Origin of the sequence: Caldifermentibacillus hisashii, from assembly GCF_039654145.1 — a bacterium.
In the GTDB taxonomy this organism is placed as follows: Bacteria; Bacillota; Bacilli; order Bacillales; family Caldibacillaceae; genus Caldifermentibacillus; species Caldifermentibacillus hisashii.
This window is the reverse complement of the sequence record NZ_CP155467.1, coordinates 2,007,870-2,027,607: the sequence shown is the minus strand read 5'-3', so window position 1 is coordinate 2,027,607 and position 19,738 is coordinate 2,007,870. Positions and strand designations below refer to the sequence as shown.

The following is a 19,738-nucleotide window of genomic DNA, read 5'->3' as shown; positions in this document are numbered from 1 at the left end:
GAGTTCTTCATGTAATAGAAAAAGTAATTATACTTAATAAAAAATAGAACTCAGCTTATAGGGTTCTATTTTTTTATTTCAACTAACGAAAAGAAGGTGCTTTTCATGAAAAAATTATTCGTTCATTTGGGGGATAGGAGTTATCCAATTCTTATTGAAAAAGGACTCCTTGAACAAGTTGGTGAAGAAATTAAAAAAATTTATGCAGGACGGAAAATTTTTGTTGTAACAGATGTTCATGTCAATCAACACTATGGCAGAAACGTCTTAACTAGTCTTGAACATGCCGGATTTCAAGTAGATCTATTAGCTTTGCCGGCCGGAGAAGAGACAAAATCCTTCCATATTCTTCCAAAAATTTATAATCAATTTTTAGATTTTAAATTGTCAAGAAGCGATTTAATTATCGCTCTTGGCGGGGGCGTGATTGGTGATATTGTCGGCTTTGCGGCATCGACTTATTTAAGGGGCGTTCCATATGTGCAAATTCCAACTTCACTTCTCGCCCAAGTTGACAGCAGTGTCGGAGGGAAAGTTGCAGTCGATTTGGACAGAGGGAAAAATCTAGTAGGAAGCTTTTATCATCCAAAATTAGTACTGATTGATCCGAATGTCCTTCATACTTTAGAGGAGCGGTTCTTTTGGGATGGGATGGCGGAAGTAATCAAATACGGCTGTATTAAAGATGTGAATTTGTTTAATGAATTGAAAAATTACCAAAGTATGGAAATGGTTATGGAACATATTGAAAACATCATTTACCGTTGTTGTGAGATAAAAAAGGAAGTTGTTGAAGAGGATGAAAAGGATACCGGAAACCGAATGCTTCTCAACTTTGGCCATACGCTCGGTCATGCAATAGAAACATTTTACCAATATAAAAAATATACGCATGGAGAAGCAGTGGCAATCGGTATGTACGAAATTTCAAAACGTGCAGAAGAAAAAGGATTAACGGAAAAAGGTGTTGCCGAACAAATTATGCAAATCGTTCAGCAATATCATCTCCCATATCAATTGGAAATCCCAAGTCTTACACCCATTTTGGAAACAATTCAATTAGACAAGAAAAATATAAACGATGTCCTTCATGTTATTTTATTAAAACGGATTGGTGAATCATATATCAAAGAGACGACAATTGATTTCTTTAAATAATTTAGAATTTAGGGGGGGAATAAAATGGACTGCTTAATTGATCCAAAGAAATTAAACGGTGAAGTGAAAGTACCACCATCAAAAAGTATTGCTCATCGGGCAGTTATTTGTGCCGCACTCAGTGATGGAATAAGCCGGATTTCAAACATTGATTATTCTGATGATATTCTTGCAACAATGGAGGCAATGAAATCATTCGGAGCAAAAATGACAAAAAATGAAGACGTTTTGGAAGTTGTTGGCATCTATGCAACCGGGCAACTAGACCGAAAAAGGAATATTGATGAAGTCCTTATTGACTGTAATGAATCCGGTTCTACATTACGATTTGTCGTTCCAATCTCCACTTTATTTCCGGGGGAGCATCGCTTTATCGGCAGAGGAAAATTGGGACAAAGACCGCTTCATACATATTATAATATTTTTGATGAGCAAGGGATTCAATACAGTTACAAAGAAGGTGAACTGGACCTACGGGTTGAGGGCAAGTTAAAAAGCGGTCTTTATGAAGTTACGGGGAATGTTAGTTCGCAATTTATCTCAGGATTATTATTTACGTTACCGCTCCTTGACGGTGATTCAAAAATTGTCATTACGACAGAAATGGAATCAAAAGGGTATATTGATCTTACGTTGAGTGCTTTAAAAGATTTTGGTATTCATATTATTAACCATAATTATCAAGAATTTTTTATCAAGGGAAACCAAAAATATAAAGCCCGTGATTATCGGGTTGAGGCTGATTTTTCCCAAGCAGCATTTTTCTTGGTAGCAAATGCATTAAATAATGAGGTTGTTTTGCATGATTTGAATTTAGACTCGTTACAAGGGGATAAAGAGGTCATTCATATACTGGAACGAATGGGGATGAAATTTTATCAAGAAAACGGAGGTTTAACCGGTAAACCGGAAAAAGAGTTAACGGCAACGGTTATTGATGGTTCTCAATGTCCAGATATTATCCCGGTACTTTCGTTGGCAGCAGCATTAAGTAAAGGAACAACCAAGGTGATAAACGCAGGAAGACTCCGGATCAAAGAATCGGATCGCCTCCATGCAATCGCGACTGAATTGAATAAAATTGGTGCAAAAATTATTGAAAAAGAGGATGGATTAATTATCGAAGGAGTGCCAAGTTTATATGGCGGTAGCGCAGTATGGAGTCATAATGACCACCGTATCGCCATGACCCTTGCCATCGCTTCGACGGTCTGTAAAACGTCTATTCTAATAGAAGACCATGAATGTGTTTCGAAATCATACCCAAACTTTTGGCGAGACTTTAAAGTACTAGGAGGTCGTTTCTTTGAGCGGGATAATGGGAAATAAGTTAAAATTATCTATTTTTGGTGAATCACATGGCCCAGCCATCGGAATTACAATTGATGGTTTACCGCCGGGTGTTGCAATTGACATGGATAAAGTACTAGCGGAAATGGATCGTAGAAAACCGGGAAAAAGTTTATTGTCGACTACACGGAAGGAGAGCGATACACCAGAAATAATCAGCGGATTTTTTAACGGATATACAACCGGTGCACCGTTGACAGCGATTATCAGAAATAGTGATCAACGTTCAAAAGTATATGAGGATATAAAAAATTTAATGCGACCGGGTCATGCGGATTATCCGGCATTTGTCAAATACGGCGGGTTCCATGATTATCGCGGCGGTGGTCATTTCTCCGGCAGAATTACGGCACCGCTTGTATTTGCCGGGGCGATTGCTAAGCAAATTTTGGCCGAAAAAAAAATCTTTGTTGGTGCCCATGTAAAAAGTATTAGTCATATTGATGACAAAAGTTTTCAGGATGTGGAAGTAAACCAAGCTCTTTTTGATGAGTTAAAGAAGCAAGAATTACCGCTTATTGACGGAGAAAAACGGACAGAAATTGAAGAGGTAATTTTACAAGCACGAAAAGATATGGATTCGGTCGGGGGAACCATTGAATGTACCGTCGTTGGCATCCCGGCCGGAATTGGGGATCCTTTTTTCAATTCCGTTGAATCCGTCCTTGCTCACTTAATATTTTCAGTGCCGGCAGTTAAAGGAATTGAATTTGGCAAAGGGTTTGAAATGACGAAACTCCGAGGTTCAGAGACGAATGATGCTTACTACTACGAGGGAGATGAGGTTAAAACGCACACGAATAATAACGGCGGCATTACAGGCGGGATTACCAATGGCATGCCGGTTCTATTCACAGTAGCCATTAAGCCAACTTCTTCCATTGCAAAAAAACAACAAACAATTAATATTGCCGAACATAAAAATACTGATTTAGTTGTTAAAGGCAGGCATGATCCTTGTATTGTACCACGGGCAATACCAGTTATTGAAGCAGTCACTGCCCTCGGAATTTTAGACTTAATGTTCATTTCCTAAAGAGTGATCAACTCCAAGGGATACAAATTTTGTACATCTTCACGGAGTTTTAATTTCATAAAGAGGGGTAAAAAAATGTCAGAGATAGATGATTATCGAAAAAAAATTGATCAAATTGATAAACTATTAACGGAACTTTTTGAGGAACGGATGAACACCGTTATAAAGTTGAGTAATTATAAAAAGAAGGACGGGTTACCTGTTTTAAACCGGGATCGGGAAACGGAAGTAATTGAGAAAAATATAAAAAATTTAAAAGATCCAAATTATCAATGGGCATTGAAAAAATTTTACACAAACCTGATTAATTTAGGTAAGGAACTGGAATACAAAATGATCCGGGATGGTGTTTTTCCCGGCGAACAAATGAACCACTTTTTAAAAGTTGGCTGTTACGGAGTGCAAGGTTCTTTTTCTGAAGAAGCGATGTTCAAATTCTTTGGTAAGAATGTGGAATCAAGCAATTATGAAGAGTTTGAGGATGTTTTTTTAGCCGTGAAAAATGATGAAATTGATTTTGGCGTGGTACCGATTGAAAACTCTTCAACGGGTGCGATTTCCCAAGTTTACGACTTATTGACTAAATACGAGTTTTATATTGTTGGTGAACAATATATTAAAGTGAATCAACATTTAATTGGTCTTAAAGGAACAGACCTGTCAAAAGTCCAGGAAGTATATTCTCACCCACAAGGATTTGAACAAACGAGTAAGTTTTTAAAAAATTATAAGCACTGGCGCTTGATCCCGTTTTTAAGTACGGCTGATAGTGTACGCCATATTCGTGAATTGAATGATCAAACAAAAGTGGCGATTGCCGGAAAACGAGCGGCGGAGATTTATAATATGGAAATTCTTAAAGAAAATATTAACAATAAAGTTGGTAATTCGACTCGATTTATTATTATTTCTAAACATTTACAAGTGGCTGCCAAAAGTAATAAAACGAGTGTTGTCTTCTCATTGGAACATAAAGTTGGGACCCTTTACCAGCTATTGAGCCATTTTGCTGAAAATGATATTAACATGATGAAAATTGAATCCAGGCCTACCGAAGAAGGAAATTGGAAATACGTGCTATATGTGGATTTTGAAGGAAATATCCGGAGTGAAAAAGTGAAAAAAGCCTTAAGTTTAATTGAAGAAGGCTGTGAGTATTTCCGCTTGCTCGGGTGTTATCAACAAGATACAGTAAGATAATTAGTGAAAGTTGACATTAGTGAAATCGAACAACAAACATGCAAAATCCATCGAGTTTAACGGAAAGGATTGGCAGTTTCCATGGAATTTTACGGACTTTTAGGTGAAAAATTAGACCATAGTATCTCGCCGGAAATTCATGAAAAGATTTTTTCTCTTTTAAAAATCCGGGCAGCTTATAAAAAATTTGAAGTAAAAAAAGAAGACTTACAAAAATTTGTCGATGGATTAAAGGTATTGGAGATTAAAGGGGCGAATGTAACGATTCCTTATAAACAAACGATTATTCCATACTTAGATGGTCTATCAGAAGAGGCAAAAAAATTAAATGCGATTAACACGATATTGCTGAAAGACGGAAAATTATACGGATATAATACTGATTATTTTGGCTTTGGCACGATTCTTCAGTGCAATCATGTTGAGGTTGAAAATAAAGTGTGTATGGTACTGGGCTACGGTGGTGCAGCGAAAGCCGTCGTTCAATACTTACTCGACCATGGGGTAAAAAAATTGTATATTGTATCGCGACGAACATGTAAAGATGTATATGATGATTTGCGAGTTCAATTTATGACGTATGATGAGATCGCTACCGTTAGAGGGGATGTACTAATCAATACAACTTCAGTCGGCATGTACCCGAGTGTGGACGAAAGCCCGGTTGCGGAAGAGATCATTATAAATTTTGCTACATTGATTGATATTATCTATAACCCGCGGGTTACTAAATTTTTGGAAATTGGTCGGCGATTGGATAAAAAGATATGCGGTGGACTGGAAATGTTGGTCGGTCAAGCCATAAAAGCGGAAGAAATTTGGCAAGAAAGAGAAATCAGTCATGAAATTTTGACAAAAGTAATGGATGATTTCGATAAAAAATTTCAGTAAAATGAGTGATTGAATGAAAAACAAATTAGTCATTATCGGTATGCCGGGGAGTGGAAAAACGACCATTGGCAAACTGGTAGCAGAGAAAACCGGAAAGCCTTTTATCGACTTGGATGAATTTATTGTGGAGTGGACAGAAAAGACAATCCCCCAGTTATTTGAAAAGGGAGAAGACCATTTTCGTGAAATTGAAACAAGGGCTTGCATGGAAATTGCTAAGCGAAAGGATTTGATTGTCTCAACCGGCGGCGGTGTCATCAAAAAACCAATCAATATAGAATTGTTGGGTGACAATGGGGTTATCGTCTTTTTAGATCGGCCGGTAGATTTAATCATGGCGGACATCATCGTCCAATCCAGACCATTGTTAAAAGAAGGCAAGGAAAAACTGCTCGCCCTTTATGAAGAGCGGTACGAGTTATATAAAAAATATGCAGATGAGATTATTGCTAACGACCGCATTATTGAAGAAGTTTGTACTGACATTATAGGGATTATGAACAAATATGAAATGATATAAAAGGGCTGCATAATTTGCAGTCCTTTTTTTGTAAAGAAAAATTAAATTCGTTTATCGTTAACCTTTTGTGTTCTTGTTCATAACTGATACTTTTTGCAGTACAGGTTTTCCGGCAAACAATCCCGTATACATCAGCAAAATTCCCATCATGATAATCACACCGATATAAACCGACATCATCGACGGAACCAAGAATGCTCCAATAATAATGGTTGAACGGGCGATTAAATCAGCCCCACTAAAAGAGACATTTGAAAAAGCGGAGTATGACCCGCGTTTATCATCCGGAATCATGTTCGATTGCTCGGTCTTTCGAATTGGTGAGTAAATCAGTTCGCCAACTGTTGCAATAAAATTAAATAAGACTAACAGATACCAAATGTTTGCCGAAGTGACCGTCACATAGCCAATCCCATAAAGCAAAAGTCCAACCAATAAACCTTTTTGCTTGCTGAAATGATTAACCATTCGATTTATAAAAAATGTCAAAAACACAACCAGCAATGTATTTTCGATATTGAGAATACTCAACATGCGAACCCCGTCAACCGTAAAACCGCCAAAATCAATCGGCTCAAATTCATTTGCTAACCGGACACCAATATAACTGCTCATCGAAAATTCTGCAGCAAAAATGAACATTGATCCGACTACCACTTTGACAAAAGGAGCATCCTTAATGGCAACTTTGTAATTGCTTAATACATCAAGAATAACATTATTATGCTGCTTTTTTAATTGCTTTACAGAAACATCTTGAAGCCACAACCAATAGGCAACAGGCAAACAAGATGATGTAAAAGTGAGAACGGCAAACAATTCGATTTGATGATTTACATAAAACATGCCGCCAAGAGCCGTCCCAATCGCCAGAGATAAATTGACTAGCCAATAATCAATCACATACACTGATTTTCGATTCTCGGGTGTTGTTGAATCAATTATGATTGCCTCCATTGCCGGACTCCCGAGCCGTGACACAACAATAAAAATAATATAACTAACTGCAAACAACCCAATCAACCGGTCACTTGGGAGTAAACTCAACGTCATCAAAAGGAACGTCATCGCACTTAAAGAAGAAGTAATCAGTAATACCTTTTTACGCGGAAAACGATCAGAAATATATCCCCCAATCAAATTCATAATGAAACTAATAAAAACGGTCACAATTAAAAATGAACCGGCCCAAATTTTTCCTTTTTCTTGGGCAAAAAATAAGGCCATAAAGGGCATTACGGATGAGGAAACGGTTCGATTAAGAAATGAGGTAATTAATCGGACTTTAATATTTTGCGGATATTCGTGCCATTTCATTTGGAAGACCCCCTTATGTTTAGTATATTAAAATAGACATATATAAAAATAAATAGACAATATTAAATATTATTGTCTACTTTTAGGTGGGAACAAAATGAATGAGTATTTATTTACACTATGGAAATCTGTTGAATCAGGGCCGGTTCGAGTAGAGGATATGGCACAAATTTTACATTTAAGTCCAAAACAAACGGCTCGCTATATAAAAACATGGGAAAGGGAAGGTTGGCTTTCATTTACATCAGGACGTGGTCGCGGGAATGTATCGAAATTAACATGGTTGAAAAATGTTGAAGAAGTTTATGAACAAGAGTTAACTACAATGATTGAAGAGGAGCCGATTGAAAAAAGTAGCAAATATTTATTGATGGATTGGTCTCAGGAGCGAAAAACAAGGTTACTAAACCATTTTCAATCAAAGTTCGGATTCAAACAAACTGTCTATGAAATCGATCAACTCATCATTCCCCGCAAATATCCATTTCATTCTCTTCACCCGTTGGATGCCGTCCATGTACACCTGGCAAATTTGGTGGCAACGGTCTATAACCGGTTAGTGGCCATCGATGAAAGAGGAGGAGTGGAACCGGAAATTGCCCATAGTTGGAATATGACTCCAACAAAGCTTAGACTTTATTTAAAAAAAGATGTGAAATTTCATGACGGGTCTATTTTAACGGCGAATGATGTTGTCCAATGTTTAGAGAACATGAGAAAGCAACCTCAATATGCGAACCTTTGGCAACCGGTTGAACGAATTCGTGCCGTAACACCGCTTGTCATCGATATCGATACACCGAATGGTTGCAGCTATACCCTTCAGCTGTTGGGAACAATCATTGCCAGCATTTATAAAGAAACGGATCATGGATTAGTTGGAACAGGTCCTTTTTATGTTGCTGAAAATAGTGAGGTGAAAACAAAATTAATTGCTTTTAAAGAACATTTTCAGGAACGGCCGCTCCTTGACGAAATTGAATTTATCCAAGTACCGAAAGACTATGATTTCATCTATACTTCTAATTTGAAAAAAGAGCACGAGTCTACTTTTGTCTTTAAAAGTCATTCCGGATTCGGTGTTGTTATAATGAACGCCAATCGAAATTCGGATATCAGCCGGCAAGAGGTACGCGATTACATTCATTCGGTTATTGCGGGGCATCGCCATGAAGTAACTGGTGTATATGAAAAAATGGTACCCAATCATGCGAGCTGCTTATCGCATAAGAAAGAGCCATACCCGATTCCTAAGGTAGAGCGACCTCGTTTTTACGCACCGCTGATCCTTATGCAACGGAAATGGAATGAACCGATGACAAACTGGTTGAAAGAGATTTTGGAAGAGGCAGGGGTTCCGATTGAAGTAAAGTGGCTGACCTTTGAGGAATCAGTATATGAAAAAACGAAACAGGAAGAAGTGGATCTCTATATTCACGGAGAAATTTTTGAAATGAACGAAACCTTTTCTTTTTACTATTTTTTAAAAAACGGATATTCGCCACTTGCCAGTATTTTGAACAATGATCTCGGATTAAAAAGACAAGTGGATAGGTATGTTCAGACGCCGTTTGAAAAGTGGGATGATCTTCATGAACAAATGGAAAAATTGTTGATTGAAAAGTCGATTATGATTCCGCTGTATCATCAAAAAAAGGAAATTCCATTTTCAAATGATATCATGAATATCCAGATGAAGCATTTTGGCTATGTTGATTTTTCTAAGCTTTGGGTCCGTCCGGAAATATAATTCATGCATATACGATTGTATTATCTGACTTTTGTAGGATTTCTCCAATTCTTCCGGGAATCTACGAAATGAAGAGGCCATACCCTAATCGTTTATAAAAATCAGAAGAGGATAGGAAATGCATTTTGTAAAACCGCTGAAGAGTAACTTTTTTTGGTGTTACAAATGGACGATTTAAAGACGCAATTTTTGTTTTCACATTTTTAAAATTTTCCAATTATGATAAACTAGTTATATATTGTCACTGGATTTAAAAAAAAAAATTTACACTAGATATTGTAATTGTTTTAATTTTCAGACATTACGTGTTTTGCTTAAATATGGCTTTTTGGGGCGAATCATATGGGCTTGCCTTAAATTTTTTCAAAAACATACCATGAACGCATAATATTTTGTGTCTTATCAATTGATACCGTGAAGTACTTATTGTCGTTTGAATATGGTATTGGGGGAAATAAATAAAAATGTTGAAAATAAAAGATATTGAAATTGGCGAAGGAATACCAAAAGTGATCATTCCGCTGATGGGAACAACGGATCAAGAATTACTTGAAGAATTGGAAGAAATTAAAGATTTGAAACCTGATATAATTGAATGGCGTGCAGATGCTTATTCAAAAGTTGAAGATTTAGCAGCAATAAAAAATCTACTTGAAAAAATGAGTACCCAACTGTTCAATATTCCGCTCATTTTTACGTTCCGTACGCATAAAGAGGGCGGGATGAAAGAAATTGCCGGAGACTATTATTTGAAACTATTAAAAACCGTTATCCAAACAAAAAGAGCAGATCTTGTTGATATTGAACTATCCAGCGGTGAAACAATTGTAAAAGAAGTTGTGGCTTTAGCTGAAGAAAATGGAGTTTATATGATTATTTCAAACCACGATTTCCAGCAAACGCCAACAAAGGATGAAATAATTCGCCGGCTTGAGACCATGCAATTGCTTGGTGGTCATATCTCAAAAATCGCCGTTATGCCGAAAAATGTTCAAGATATTCTTACCTTACTAGATGCTACGATTACGATGAAAAATAAGGATAGAGACCATCCGCTCATTACGATGGCCATGGGTCCCCTTGGATTAATCAGTCGTTTATCCGGAGAACTGTTCGGCTCAGCTTGTACGTTTGGAGCCGGTAGAACCGCTTCGGCACCGGGGCAAATTCCTGCCGATGATTTAAGACACGTATTGAACATCTTTCATAAATATTTTGAAGCATGAAGGTATATTTAGCATTAAAAAGATGTGAGCTTATTTAACAAAAGAAAAGCAGTCAGGAAAGGATTTATCATGGAAAAAAGAATAATTATTACAGGATACGGTGTTGTCGCCAAGGAATTTTGTAAACTATTGTTGAGCCATTCCGAATCAATTAAAAATATGTACGGTTTCCATCCAAAAGTGACAGGTATTATTGGTACAAAAGGGATGCTTTATGAAGCAGAAGGGATCTCTTTGGACAAATTGATGAATTATGACGTTGGATCCAATGCACTTACTCAATATGCCGAGGAAAAAAATATTTTTTTAGTCCCTCCAAAATGGAATGGTGATGTCCTTGTTGAATGTACACCAACCGATATTAAGACCGGCGAGCCGGGATTATCGTACATACTAAATGCCATCGAAGCAGGAATGGCTATTGTTTCTGCTTCAAAAGGGGCGCTTGTTCATTCTTTTAAAAGAATAAAAGAAGCAGCTCGGAAAAAGGGGGTCAGTATGAAATTCAGTGGGGCAACCGCGGCTGCACTGCCGACCATGGATATTGGCGGGTATAGTTTGGCCGGCGCAACAATAACAAGGATTGAGGGAATTTTAAACGGGACCACAAACTTTATTTTGACTACCATGGCCGACAACAATCTATCATTCGATGAAGCTTTAAAAGTCGCTCAAATGAAAGGAATTGCCGAGAGGAACCCGAGTTTAGATGTGAAAGGCTATGATAGTGCAGGTAAAATTTTATTACTTACGAACGGGTTATTGGAAACGAGTTTTTCCTTAAACGATATCCAAATTGAGGGAATTGAACATGTCACAAAAGAGAAAATAAATGAAGCACAGGAGAAGAATGAACGAATAAAATTATTGGCCAGTGTCATTTTAAAAAATGAACATCTTTCCCTTGAGGTAAGACCACGAACCATTCCGCCTTCTAATCCTTTGTATTATGTAAATGGAACAAATAAAGGAATTGTATTTGAAACGCAAGAAATGGGTACTGTTTGCGTAACAGGCGGTGCATCACATCCGAGAGGAGCAGCGGCAGCAGTATTAAAAGATGTCATAAATTTATATCGGAGAGATTTGTAATTTGTATGTAACATGAAGAGTGTCTTTTGAACGTCGTAAATGGAAAGCGGGTAACTCTCTATTTTGTTGACGAGATACATTTTCGTCGACTTTTTTAGGCTAGAAAGTCTCAGTTTTACGGACGAAACCGACCTCCTCACCAATTAATTTGAGGCGAAAAATGCTCGTTTTTGACGACGCTCCTGATTCTCTTTACCATTTTTAGGTGAGAAATGCTTGTTTTCTACGACGAAACCGAAACTCGTTACCATTTTGAGGCGAGAATTACTCAAATTTGACGACGAACCCTCTTTGGGATACAAACCTCAAGTAAATATTCACCTTTCCTTGTTAAAAATTAATTGATAAAATTAATTGATAAAGATTGGAGATGATAGTTTTGGCGGAAACACACAGATTTACAAAAGGGGAGGAGATTGCAAATGCTGTCACTCACGGAATCGGGGCTTTATTAAGTATAGCGGCACTCGTCATCCTTATTGTTTCGTCTTCAATAAACGGAACTGCAATTCATGTTGTGAGTTTTACAATTTTCGGGGCGACAATGGTTTTATTATATACATCATCTATGCTTGTTCACGCCCTTCCCCAAGGAAAAGCGAAAGATGTTTTCGAAATACTGGATCATTCATCCATATATTTGTTTATTGCTGGATCCTATACGCCCATAACATTACTTGTTATAAAAGGTGGTCTGGGTTGGACTTTGTTCGGTATTGTTTGGGGCCTTGCCATTGGTGGAATTGTTTTTAAATCTTTCTTTGTGAAAAAATATTTATTTACATCGACGATTTTGTACGTATTAATGGGTTGGCTAGTTGTCATCGGTTGGAAGCAAATTGTCGAAAATATGCCATTCAATGGTGTTGTATTACTTGTAATCGGAGGCGTTTTTTATACAATCGGAGCAATTTTTTATGTTTGGCGTGGATTTAAATTTCATCATATGATTTGGCACTTGTTCGTTATTGCCGGAACCGTTGCCCATTTCTTTTGTGTATTGTTTTATCTACTACCTTAAAACAAACCGCAGTCCTAAACAGTACGGGGGCTGTGGTTTGTTTATTTTATACATTGAAAACGGATATAAAGCAGGATAGAATAATAATAGATTGATAGAAAGAAAAATTATGAAAAGAGGGGAAACGTTGATAAAAGGAATCGGTAAAAAACCGTTCACTGTAAACAATGTGATGTAGATATTACCCCTTTTACATTCACACATGCGTATACCATTGCTATTGTGAAGCAGCAATATAAATAATCCTAGAAAGATTTAGGCCGTTTGAAATGATTTAGACGGTCTTTCTTTTTAAAGAATATTTTTTGTGTATAACAATAAAAATATATATAAAAGTCTGAAAAAATATTGACAAGTATTTGACCTTTTAGTATATTAATAAATAAATCTTCAATGGTTCTTGTTTGCCAATTATGTATCCTACAACAATCCTTACACAATTCACTCCAAAATGTAAACGCTAACATATGCCAATCAATATCAACCATTTATAAAAATAGGTTTGTTTTTGCTACGAGAGAAACTAGAAAAGGACCACATGAAATATATATAGACTAATATTCTTCCTAAAGGGGCAAACCGGACCGAAGTTTTCTAAAAAAAACCGATTAAACGATTCATTCAAATCATTCAAAGGGGGACATGTACATGAAAGCTGCACAAATTGTTGAGTTAAGAAAACCGTTACGGGTAGGTGAAGTGCCGGATCCGACGCCGGGACCACATGATGTCATTGTTAAAGTGGAAGCAAGCGGGGTTTGTAGAAGTGATTGGCATGCATGGATGGGGGATATGGGGTGGCTTGGTATAAAGCCTGAACTACCGATTATTCCTGGACATGAAATGGGAGGCGTTGTTGTCGAAGTTGGGAAAGAAATCAATAATTTTAAGCCGGGCGATCGTGTGACGACACCGTTTCATGAATCCTGTGCCCATTGTTCCTACTGTCTAAGCGGCAGGTCTAATCTATGTGAACATGTTAGAGTGCATGGAATGGTCAATGACGGGGCTTATGCAGAATATATTCGCATCCCACAAGGTGATTTTAATTTGGTTCATCTCCCTGATGAAGTTGATGCGATAACGGCTGCTGCCATTGGCTGTCGCTATATGACCGGATTCCACGGTGTCGTCAAAACAAATATACGTCCCGGTGATTGGCTTGTTGTTAATGGTTCCGGTGGGGTCGGATTATCCGCTATTCAAGTCGCCAACGCTTTAGGTGCACAAGTTATTGCAGTAGATATTGATGATAAAAAGCTTGAAATGGCTCAAAAAGAGGGAGCAGTGGTCACAATTAATGCTCGTAAGGAAGTTGTCCCCAAAGCTGTGCAGGAAATCACAAAAGGCGGTGCCCATGCTTCCATTGATGCACTTGGTATAAAAGAAACTATTGTAAATTCCATTTTATCACTTAGAAAGGGTGGTCGCCATGTCCAAATCGGACTTACAACCAGCAGTGAATCAGGTGTTGTCGACATTCCCATTGATATGGTGACAATGATGGAATTGGAAGTGGTTGGAAGCCTGGGGAATCCCCGCACCGAATATGATGGATTATTGCGACTGATCGCCCGAGGGAAATTAAATCCAAAATCACTTGTATCTCGTGAAATTTCTCTAAATGATGTAACGGATGTATTTAACGACATGTCAAATTATCAAACATATGGATTTAATATCATAACAGATTTTAGTTAAACTTGTTATTAGAAGGTGTTGGCTATAATAGTGGTAAACTCTTATTATCTAGAAAATGCAACAAGCAGATTTCAATAAAGTGAAACTTCTATCCGTGGGGGGTTCTTCATCTCCACCTATCTTCTTTGTAATCTCGAAAATCTTTAGGTGACTCGCCATTAAGGTGGGATAAAAAATGAACTGTCCAAAAATCCTGTGTATCTGGTAATGCTCAAAGGGATGCGTTTGGACAGTTTTCTATTTTCAAGGATTTATTGGTCTAACTGATTATTAGACCGTATGTTTATTAAATTTCCAATTGCATCATGATATTGATCCCTGACATAATGGAATTCATTTGTGATTTCTTCTTTATGTCGAACCGTCCCCATATCATCATGAATCCGGTAGTTTGTTAGGGTCATTGGGAAATAATGAATGGGATATTGTAAAGCGACCCGAAGCCAATATTCATAGTCTTGTGCGTATTTTAGTTGTTCATTAAAAAGTCCAACAGTTTCTACAACTTTTTTCGAAAACATCACCGTACAGCCATTAATTGGATTATAATTTTGCAATAATTTCAGGAGCTCTAAATCATTGTTGAAATGAAGACCGGCATTGTATTTAATAATTTCGCTGTTTTTATTCATTGTATTAAAATTTGTACAGCTAAGAAATGCATTTTTTCTTTGCATAAAGTTCAGTTGATGCCGGACTTTATCGGGATGAATTGTATCATCAGAACTTAACCACACGAAATAATCGCCCTTTGCCTGTTTAATTCCAAAATTCATTGCCGAAGCGACTCCGTTATTTTCTTTTTCCAAATACGTAATTCTTGATAGATAAGAGGATATGCGTTCTTTATACATGGTTGAGCCGTCATCGATAACAATCACTTCTATATGAGGGTAGCTTTGAGCTAATGCACTCTGAACCGCTTGCCCAACATAGGGACAATTATAAAACGGAATCAATATACTGACGGTCTCATTCCTTTCTACCAAATAATCACTCCCTTTCCGTTCATGTTTCTCATATTAAAATATTCCGGTAAAAGAATAAAGCGTGGGCTGACACAATCATTACACCATTCGAGTTTTACGGCATATGGTGATATAAGGCATATTTGTAAAAAACAGGAGAGGATACAATGAATATACTTTTCGTTTATTATGTGCCGAGTGGGGGTGTTGAAACATTAAATCGTCAAAGAAGCCTGGCACTGAAAAAGATTGGAATGAATTGTCATTTCCTTTACTATGAAAATAGACGGGATTTACTAAATGATCATGCTGCCCCTGTCTTCATTACAAATAATGATCAGGAAATAAAACAAATATTGGAGACAGGCAAATATCAAGCCATTGTCATTACGTCCGACTTTCAAGCATTACCAAGATTTCAATCGCTCGGGTATCAAGGAAAAATGATTATCGAAGTACAAGGTTACGGCCCCAAACACGTCGCCCGGAAAGTGTTTCAAAGTGTCGTTCCGCTCGTAACCCGGTATGCTGATGGCTTGTTAAATCCGAAAACCCCACATATTGAACAGCTATTTCATGAATTATTTCCGACCGTACCGAAATTCCAATTTAATAATTGCTTTGATACGACGAAATTTTCTTACCAAAAGACAACCGGCCATCCCCATCCGATTGTCGCTTGGATCGGCCGGATTGAGGACAATAAAAATTGGCGGGAATTTCTTTTTATTGGTGCAAAGTTAATTGAGAAGGTTAATCCGAACATTCAATTATATATGTTCGAGGATCCTACGTTAAGTACACAAAGGGAACGACAAAAATTTGAAGCAACAATAAGCCGGTTGAATTTGCAAAATCATGTAACTTTGCATGCAAATGTTCCGAATGAAAATATGGCAGAATATTATTCTCGTATAGGGGACTCCGGCGGTTTTCTTTGTTCAACATCAAAAGTGGAAGGAGCCCCATACGCCATTCTTGAAGCTTTGAGTTGTAAATGTCCAATCCTTACGACCGATTCTGATGGCGTAAGAAGTTCGATTATTCATAATGAGACAGGTAAATATTATACAATCGGCAATATTTCTGAAGCAGTTACTCAAGCGGTCGAATTAATGAACAATACTGAGATTCGTGAACATATCCGTTCAAAAGGTTATGAACATGTGAAAGTGAATTTTAGTCCTGAACTCTATGGAAAACATTTCCGGAATATGCTTCAAGCTATTGGTGTTAATTGAATGATATTGAACATGGATCTTGCAGGATCTCACCGGGTCCTATGTTACTTCTTTAATTTTTTATAGCCATAAACTTCAAAATCGTTGGAAAACACGGTATTGACCAACTGAATGGCCTCTTTGTCATAAAAACTTTTATAAGTTGGAAATTTGCCTGTAGTAATAAAGGTGGATTCTGATATTTCTTTATCGGCAAAGTTTCCTTTTAGCTTCATTGCTGGAGATAGGTGATGAGTTGATTTTGATAATTCAAGCAGATTTGAGCTTTTCAGTTTATATTTGTCTTCGATTTGTTTTATTTGCTTCTGGAAAGTTTCAAGATATATATACTGATCAACAAATTCTTCTTCCCCAGGTTCATATTGTGGGGCGAAATGGCTGTCATAACCTTCAGCCTCTTGGATATAATGTAAAAATTGCTTGAATGTAATGCCTTTCGTACTGTTTTTATCATGATAAAAAAATTCGCGGATTTTTTCCCATTCTTTTTCCCAATGTTGATTTCCTTTCGATGTGGCAAGGATTAAAAATTGGCTGACTGCTCTTTTATACGGGTTGCGAACAAGTTTCAATGTATCTTTTTTTTTCGTCAAAAGATGGTCTATTACATCCTGCATATAAGTCGGTTTCTGCTTATAGACTTCATTCTCATAAAAATGTACCCAAGGATTGTAGTCAATAGCTTCCTCAAGCAGATCGACTTGAAAGAAAAACCATTTTAAGAAAGTAGTACATCCGCTTTTTTGACTCCAGAATAAAATAATTGGAAAATTAGGGTGAAAATGTGGCAAACGTTTTTTTACTACATTTTCCACTCTAACTTCTTTACTTTGCACTGTGTGTCACTTCCTTTTGAAAATTATTTTCAATATGCTTTCTATTTAATCTATGCTTAAGCTAGTATTTTGCAAGGGACGGGTACATAGAAAATCTGTAATTTGAAAGAAAGAAACTCCGAGGCCACTGAAAAACAATTCGAATAAGTCCACTTACACAATATATAGAAGGATAGGCCACAAAAATACATGTTAAGAAAGTAATCTTATTATTATTTAGCACTTCTACACAGTGGTCTCGAAATTCCATGTTGGTCATACCGATTTCTTTTCCTCTTGAATATGATACTTTAAGGACAGCCAAAAGTTTATGGAAAAGTAATGAGGTGGAACGTAATATGAAAATTTTGCTTGCGACCTTCTGGGAAATTCCTCATACAGGAGGGGTATGGAAGTATATGCAACAATTGAAAGAAAGACTGGAATCACTCGGTCATGAAGTTGATCTTTTCGGTTACGGGGATCAAGGGAATTTTGTTTATATCTATAATAAAAATCAAAAAGTAAATAAACGTTTTTTTCTAGGTGAAATTAAACAAGCTTTTCCGGCAATGGTGTTGGATTCTGTCATTCATTATTATGAAGAACGCATGTATTTTTATGAACTTGCGGCAAAAATACTTGGAATCGGAAATTATGATTTAATCCATTGCCAAGATGTGTTCTCTGCCGTTATTTTCAATCGAATTCGTGCAAAACATACTGCATTGGTGGCCACACTGCACGGATGTGTTGCCCATGAAATTTTAGAAGCGTATTATCGTTCAAAGAATCCGGTTTCTTCCCACGGTGACAGTTATTTTGGAAATCTAGAATTTAATGGCGCAACGGCCGGTGAAATAACGATTATCGCCAATAATTGGATGAAAAATATTTTAGTTGAAGAATATAATGTCCCCGTTTCACAACTTAAAATTCATCACTATGGCTATGATATCGAGACTTTTTTGGAGCAAATGAATCATCCATCACCAATCCAAAAACCGTTCACACAAAAAGTAATCATCTATACCGGAAGACTTTCTGAGATGAAAGGAGTCCATCATTTGATTGGTGCATTAGCTCGACTGAAAAAGAAGAGACATGATTGGGTTTGTTGGATCGTCGGGGATGGTCCGCAAGATCAAGTGTTACAAAAACAAGTAGCGTTACTTGGGCTGGACAATGAGGTGTCTTTTTTCGGAAAAAGAAAGGATATACCATATCTATTATCACTCGCCGATATCCTCGTTCTCCCGACATTAATCGATAATCAGCCATTATCTGTTATCGAAGCACAACTTGCCGGGAAAGCGGTAATTGCCAGCAATGTCGGTGGTGTGCCAGAAATGATTGAACATGGGATGACCGGTGTCTTAACGCCACCCGGTGATGAGGAAATGCTTGCTGTCCATATCGAATATTTACTGGAACATGAGCAGTATCTTGCTAATTTAGGTAAAAGGGCAAAAGATTGGGCACTGACACATTGGTCATTAAATCAAGCGATTGAAAAAATAGTAAATATTTATGAACAGGCAATTTTTTTACGAAAAACCAAGATTGACGAAGTGAACAAAAATTAAAGGCTATTTTGGTCAAATGCTATATACGAAAAATCAGAGCGAACATAATATAAATTTAAAAGATGTGAGGTGGGTAAAAAAACAAGAAATTTATTTGATAAGTAAAATGTTGAACGAATCGGACGCATGGGACAGTTCATACTCCACCTATCTTCTTTGTATATTCGAAAACCTTGAGGTGGAGGTCTTTATTCTGCCCGAGGTTGGATAAAGGAGAATGACAAGTTTTGCATAAATTAAAGGGTACGTATGATTCCATTTTCAGTTTAGGGCATCTTTGTTTAGCTGCCATGCAATTGCGGAAGTTTCAGTTACGTCCGTTTTCGGGTGTGCTGGATTGGGTTGGTTCCCCACAATTATCAAAAGTCAATTTGCTGATTAAAAACCGTTTTTCCGATTTTTTGAATATCAATCATTTAAAACCCGACCGCTATCTCTCGCCTACAGATTTATATGTTCATGACTTTGTTTATGATATTGGCTTTAACCATGATTTTAAAACCGATAAAAACACATTAACTCATTTAGGCGGGTATGCGGAAGTAAAAGCAAAATATGACAGAAGAATTAATCGGTTTCTTGAAAAAATGAATACGAGTAAACGAATTTTATTCATCCGAACTGAAGCAAATGAAGCAAAATTTGAAGATGTAAAAGAATTGGAGACGATTTTGTCCAATATGGTAGCCGGAGATTTTCACATTCTATTAGTCCACCATAAAAACATAAGTCATATGATTGAAAAACCGTATCCGCTTTCCTCAGTAACTCTTGTTGAACTGCCAAATAAAGAAATTTGGGATGAAAATGATCCATATTGGGCAAAAATTTTCCAAGGTGTTTCCTTAATGAAATAACTCATTGGA

General features: G+C 37.0%; 17 protein-coding genes. 14 read left to right on the top strand and 3 right to left on the bottom strand.

Annotated elements, in window-relative coordinates; all coding sequences use genetic code 11:
• Nucleotides 1-105 precede the first annotated feature (105 nt).
• The 6 genes from aroB to NSQ14_RS09520 all read left to right on the top strand — a co-directional run bounded on the left by aroB (nt 106) and on the right by NSQ14_RS09520 (nt 6,155).
• Nucleotides 106-1,158, top strand: a complete 1,053-nt coding sequence (gene aroB, locus NSQ14_RS09545) for a 3-dehydroquinate synthase (RefSeq protein ID WP_041846111.1) — start codon at nt 106-108, stop codon at nt 1,156-1,158.
• Nucleotides 1,159-1,182: 24 nt separating this feature from the next.
• Nucleotides 1,183-2,487, top strand: a complete 1,305-nt coding sequence (gene aroA, locus NSQ14_RS09540; RefSeq protein WP_095141222.1) for a 3-phosphoshikimate 1-carboxyvinyltransferase — start codon at nt 1,183-1,185, stop codon at nt 2,485-2,487.
• Nucleotides 2,465-3,544, top strand: a complete 1,080-nt coding sequence (gene aroC, locus NSQ14_RS09535; protein ID WP_251245693.1) for a chorismate synthase — start codon at nt 2,465-2,467, stop codon at nt 3,542-3,544. The genes aroA and aroC overlap by 23 nt, the downstream gene beginning before the upstream one ends.
• 75 nt (nt 3,545-3,619) lie before the next feature.
• Entirely contained in the window at nt 3,620-4,744 is a 1,125-nt protein-coding gene (pheA, locus tag NSQ14_RS09530) for a prephenate dehydratase (RefSeq protein WP_041846114.1), read from the top strand.
• An 81-nt stretch (nt 4,745-4,825) separates the two neighbouring features.
• Nucleotides 4,826-5,635 carry a shikimate dehydrogenase gene (aroE, locus tag NSQ14_RS09525; RefSeq protein ID WP_227139350.1) on the top strand — a complete coding sequence of 270 codons (810 nt, stop codon included), beginning with the start codon at nt 4,826-4,828 and terminating at the stop codon, nt 5,633-5,635.
• A gap of 13 nt (nt 5,636-5,648) precedes the next feature.
• Nucleotides 5,649-6,155 (top strand): shikimate kinase, encoded by a 507-nt coding sequence (locus NSQ14_RS09520; RefSeq protein ID WP_251245691.1) that lies wholly within the window; start codon nt 5,649-5,651, stop codon nt 6,153-6,155.
• Nucleotides 6,156-6,212: 57 nt separating this feature from the next.
• Here NSQ14_RS09520 and NSQ14_RS09515 read toward each other — a convergent pair whose 3' ends face one another.
• A complete protein-coding gene (locus NSQ14_RS09515) occupies nt 6,213-7,472 on the bottom strand; it encodes an MDR family MFS transporter (protein WP_328187225.1) in 1,260 nt (419 codons plus the stop codon).
• Between the two features lie 97 nt (nt 7,473-7,569).
• Here NSQ14_RS09515 and NSQ14_RS09510 point away from each other — a divergent pair, with 97 nt between their 5' ends.
• From NSQ14_RS09510 to NSQ14_RS09490, 5 genes are all read left to right on the top strand, one after another.
• Nucleotides 7,570-9,222, top strand: coding sequence for an ABC transporter substrate-binding protein (locus NSQ14_RS09510; protein WP_346216274.1), 1,653 nt, complete (start codon nt 7,570-7,572; stop codon nt 9,220-9,222).
• Nucleotides 9,223-9,680: 458 nt separating this feature from the next.
• The gene (gene aroD, locus NSQ14_RS09505) at nt 9,681-10,448 is read left to right on the top strand and encodes a type I 3-dehydroquinate dehydratase (protein WP_041846119.1); all 768 of its coding nucleotides are present in this window, start codon (nt 9,681-9,683) and stop codon (nt 10,446-10,448) included.
• A gap of 69 nt (nt 10,449-10,517) precedes the next feature.
• Nucleotides 10,518-11,540: a homoserine dehydrogenase gene (locus NSQ14_RS09500; protein WP_041846120.1), complete on the top strand. Its 1,023-nt coding sequence runs from the start codon at nt 10,518-10,520 to the stop codon at nt 11,538-11,540.
• 379 nt (nt 11,541-11,919) lie between these two features.
• The gene (gene trhA / locus NSQ14_RS09495) at nt 11,920-12,561 is read left to right on the top strand and encodes a PAQR family membrane homeostasis protein TrhA (RefSeq protein WP_346216273.1); all 642 of its coding nucleotides are present in this window, start codon (nt 11,920-11,922) and stop codon (nt 12,559-12,561) included.
• 648 nt (nt 12,562-13,209) lie between these two features.
• The gene (locus tag NSQ14_RS09490; RefSeq protein ID WP_041846122.1) at nt 13,210-14,262 is read left to right on the top strand and encodes a zinc-dependent alcohol dehydrogenase family protein; all 1,053 of its coding nucleotides are present in this window, start codon (nt 13,210-13,212) and stop codon (nt 14,260-14,262) included.
• Nucleotides 14,263-14,513: 251 nt separating this feature from the next.
• Here NSQ14_RS09490 and NSQ14_RS09485 read toward each other — a convergent pair whose 3' ends face one another.
• The gene (locus tag NSQ14_RS09485; protein ID WP_041846123.1) at nt 14,514-15,251 is read right to left on the bottom strand and encodes a glycosyltransferase; all 738 of its coding nucleotides are present in this window, start codon (nt 15,249-15,251) and stop codon (nt 14,514-14,516) included.
• Nucleotides 15,252-15,397: 146 nt separating this feature from the next.
• Between NSQ14_RS09485 and NSQ14_RS09480 the strand changes: the two genes are divergently transcribed.
• On the top strand, nt 15,398-16,471 hold the full coding sequence (locus NSQ14_RS09480; protein ID WP_095141226.1) for a glycosyltransferase family 4 protein: 1,074 nt from the start codon (nt 15,398-15,400) through the stop codon (nt 16,469-16,471).
• A gap of 44 nt (nt 16,472-16,515) precedes the next feature.
• Here the strand turns inward: NSQ14_RS09480 and NSQ14_RS09475 are convergent, their stop codons facing one another.
• Complete coding sequence (locus tag NSQ14_RS09475; protein WP_034770288.1) at nt 16,516-17,307, bottom strand: sulfotransferase family 2 domain-containing protein; 792 nt, start codon at nt 17,305-17,307, stop codon at nt 16,516-16,518.
• 338 nt (nt 17,308-17,645) lie between these two features.
• Between NSQ14_RS09475 and NSQ14_RS09470 the strand changes: the two genes are divergently transcribed.
• On the top strand, nt 17,646-18,872 hold the full coding sequence (locus tag NSQ14_RS09470; protein WP_034770285.1) for a glycosyltransferase family 4 protein: 1,227 nt from the start codon (nt 17,646-17,648) through the stop codon (nt 18,870-18,872).
• A 227-nt stretch (nt 18,873-19,099) separates the two neighbouring features.
• Entirely contained in the window at nt 19,100-19,729 is a 630-nt protein-coding gene (locus NSQ14_RS09465) for a DUF1796 family putative cysteine peptidase (RefSeq protein ID WP_034770283.1), read from the top strand.
• Nucleotides 19,730-19,738 lie beyond the last annotated feature (9 nt).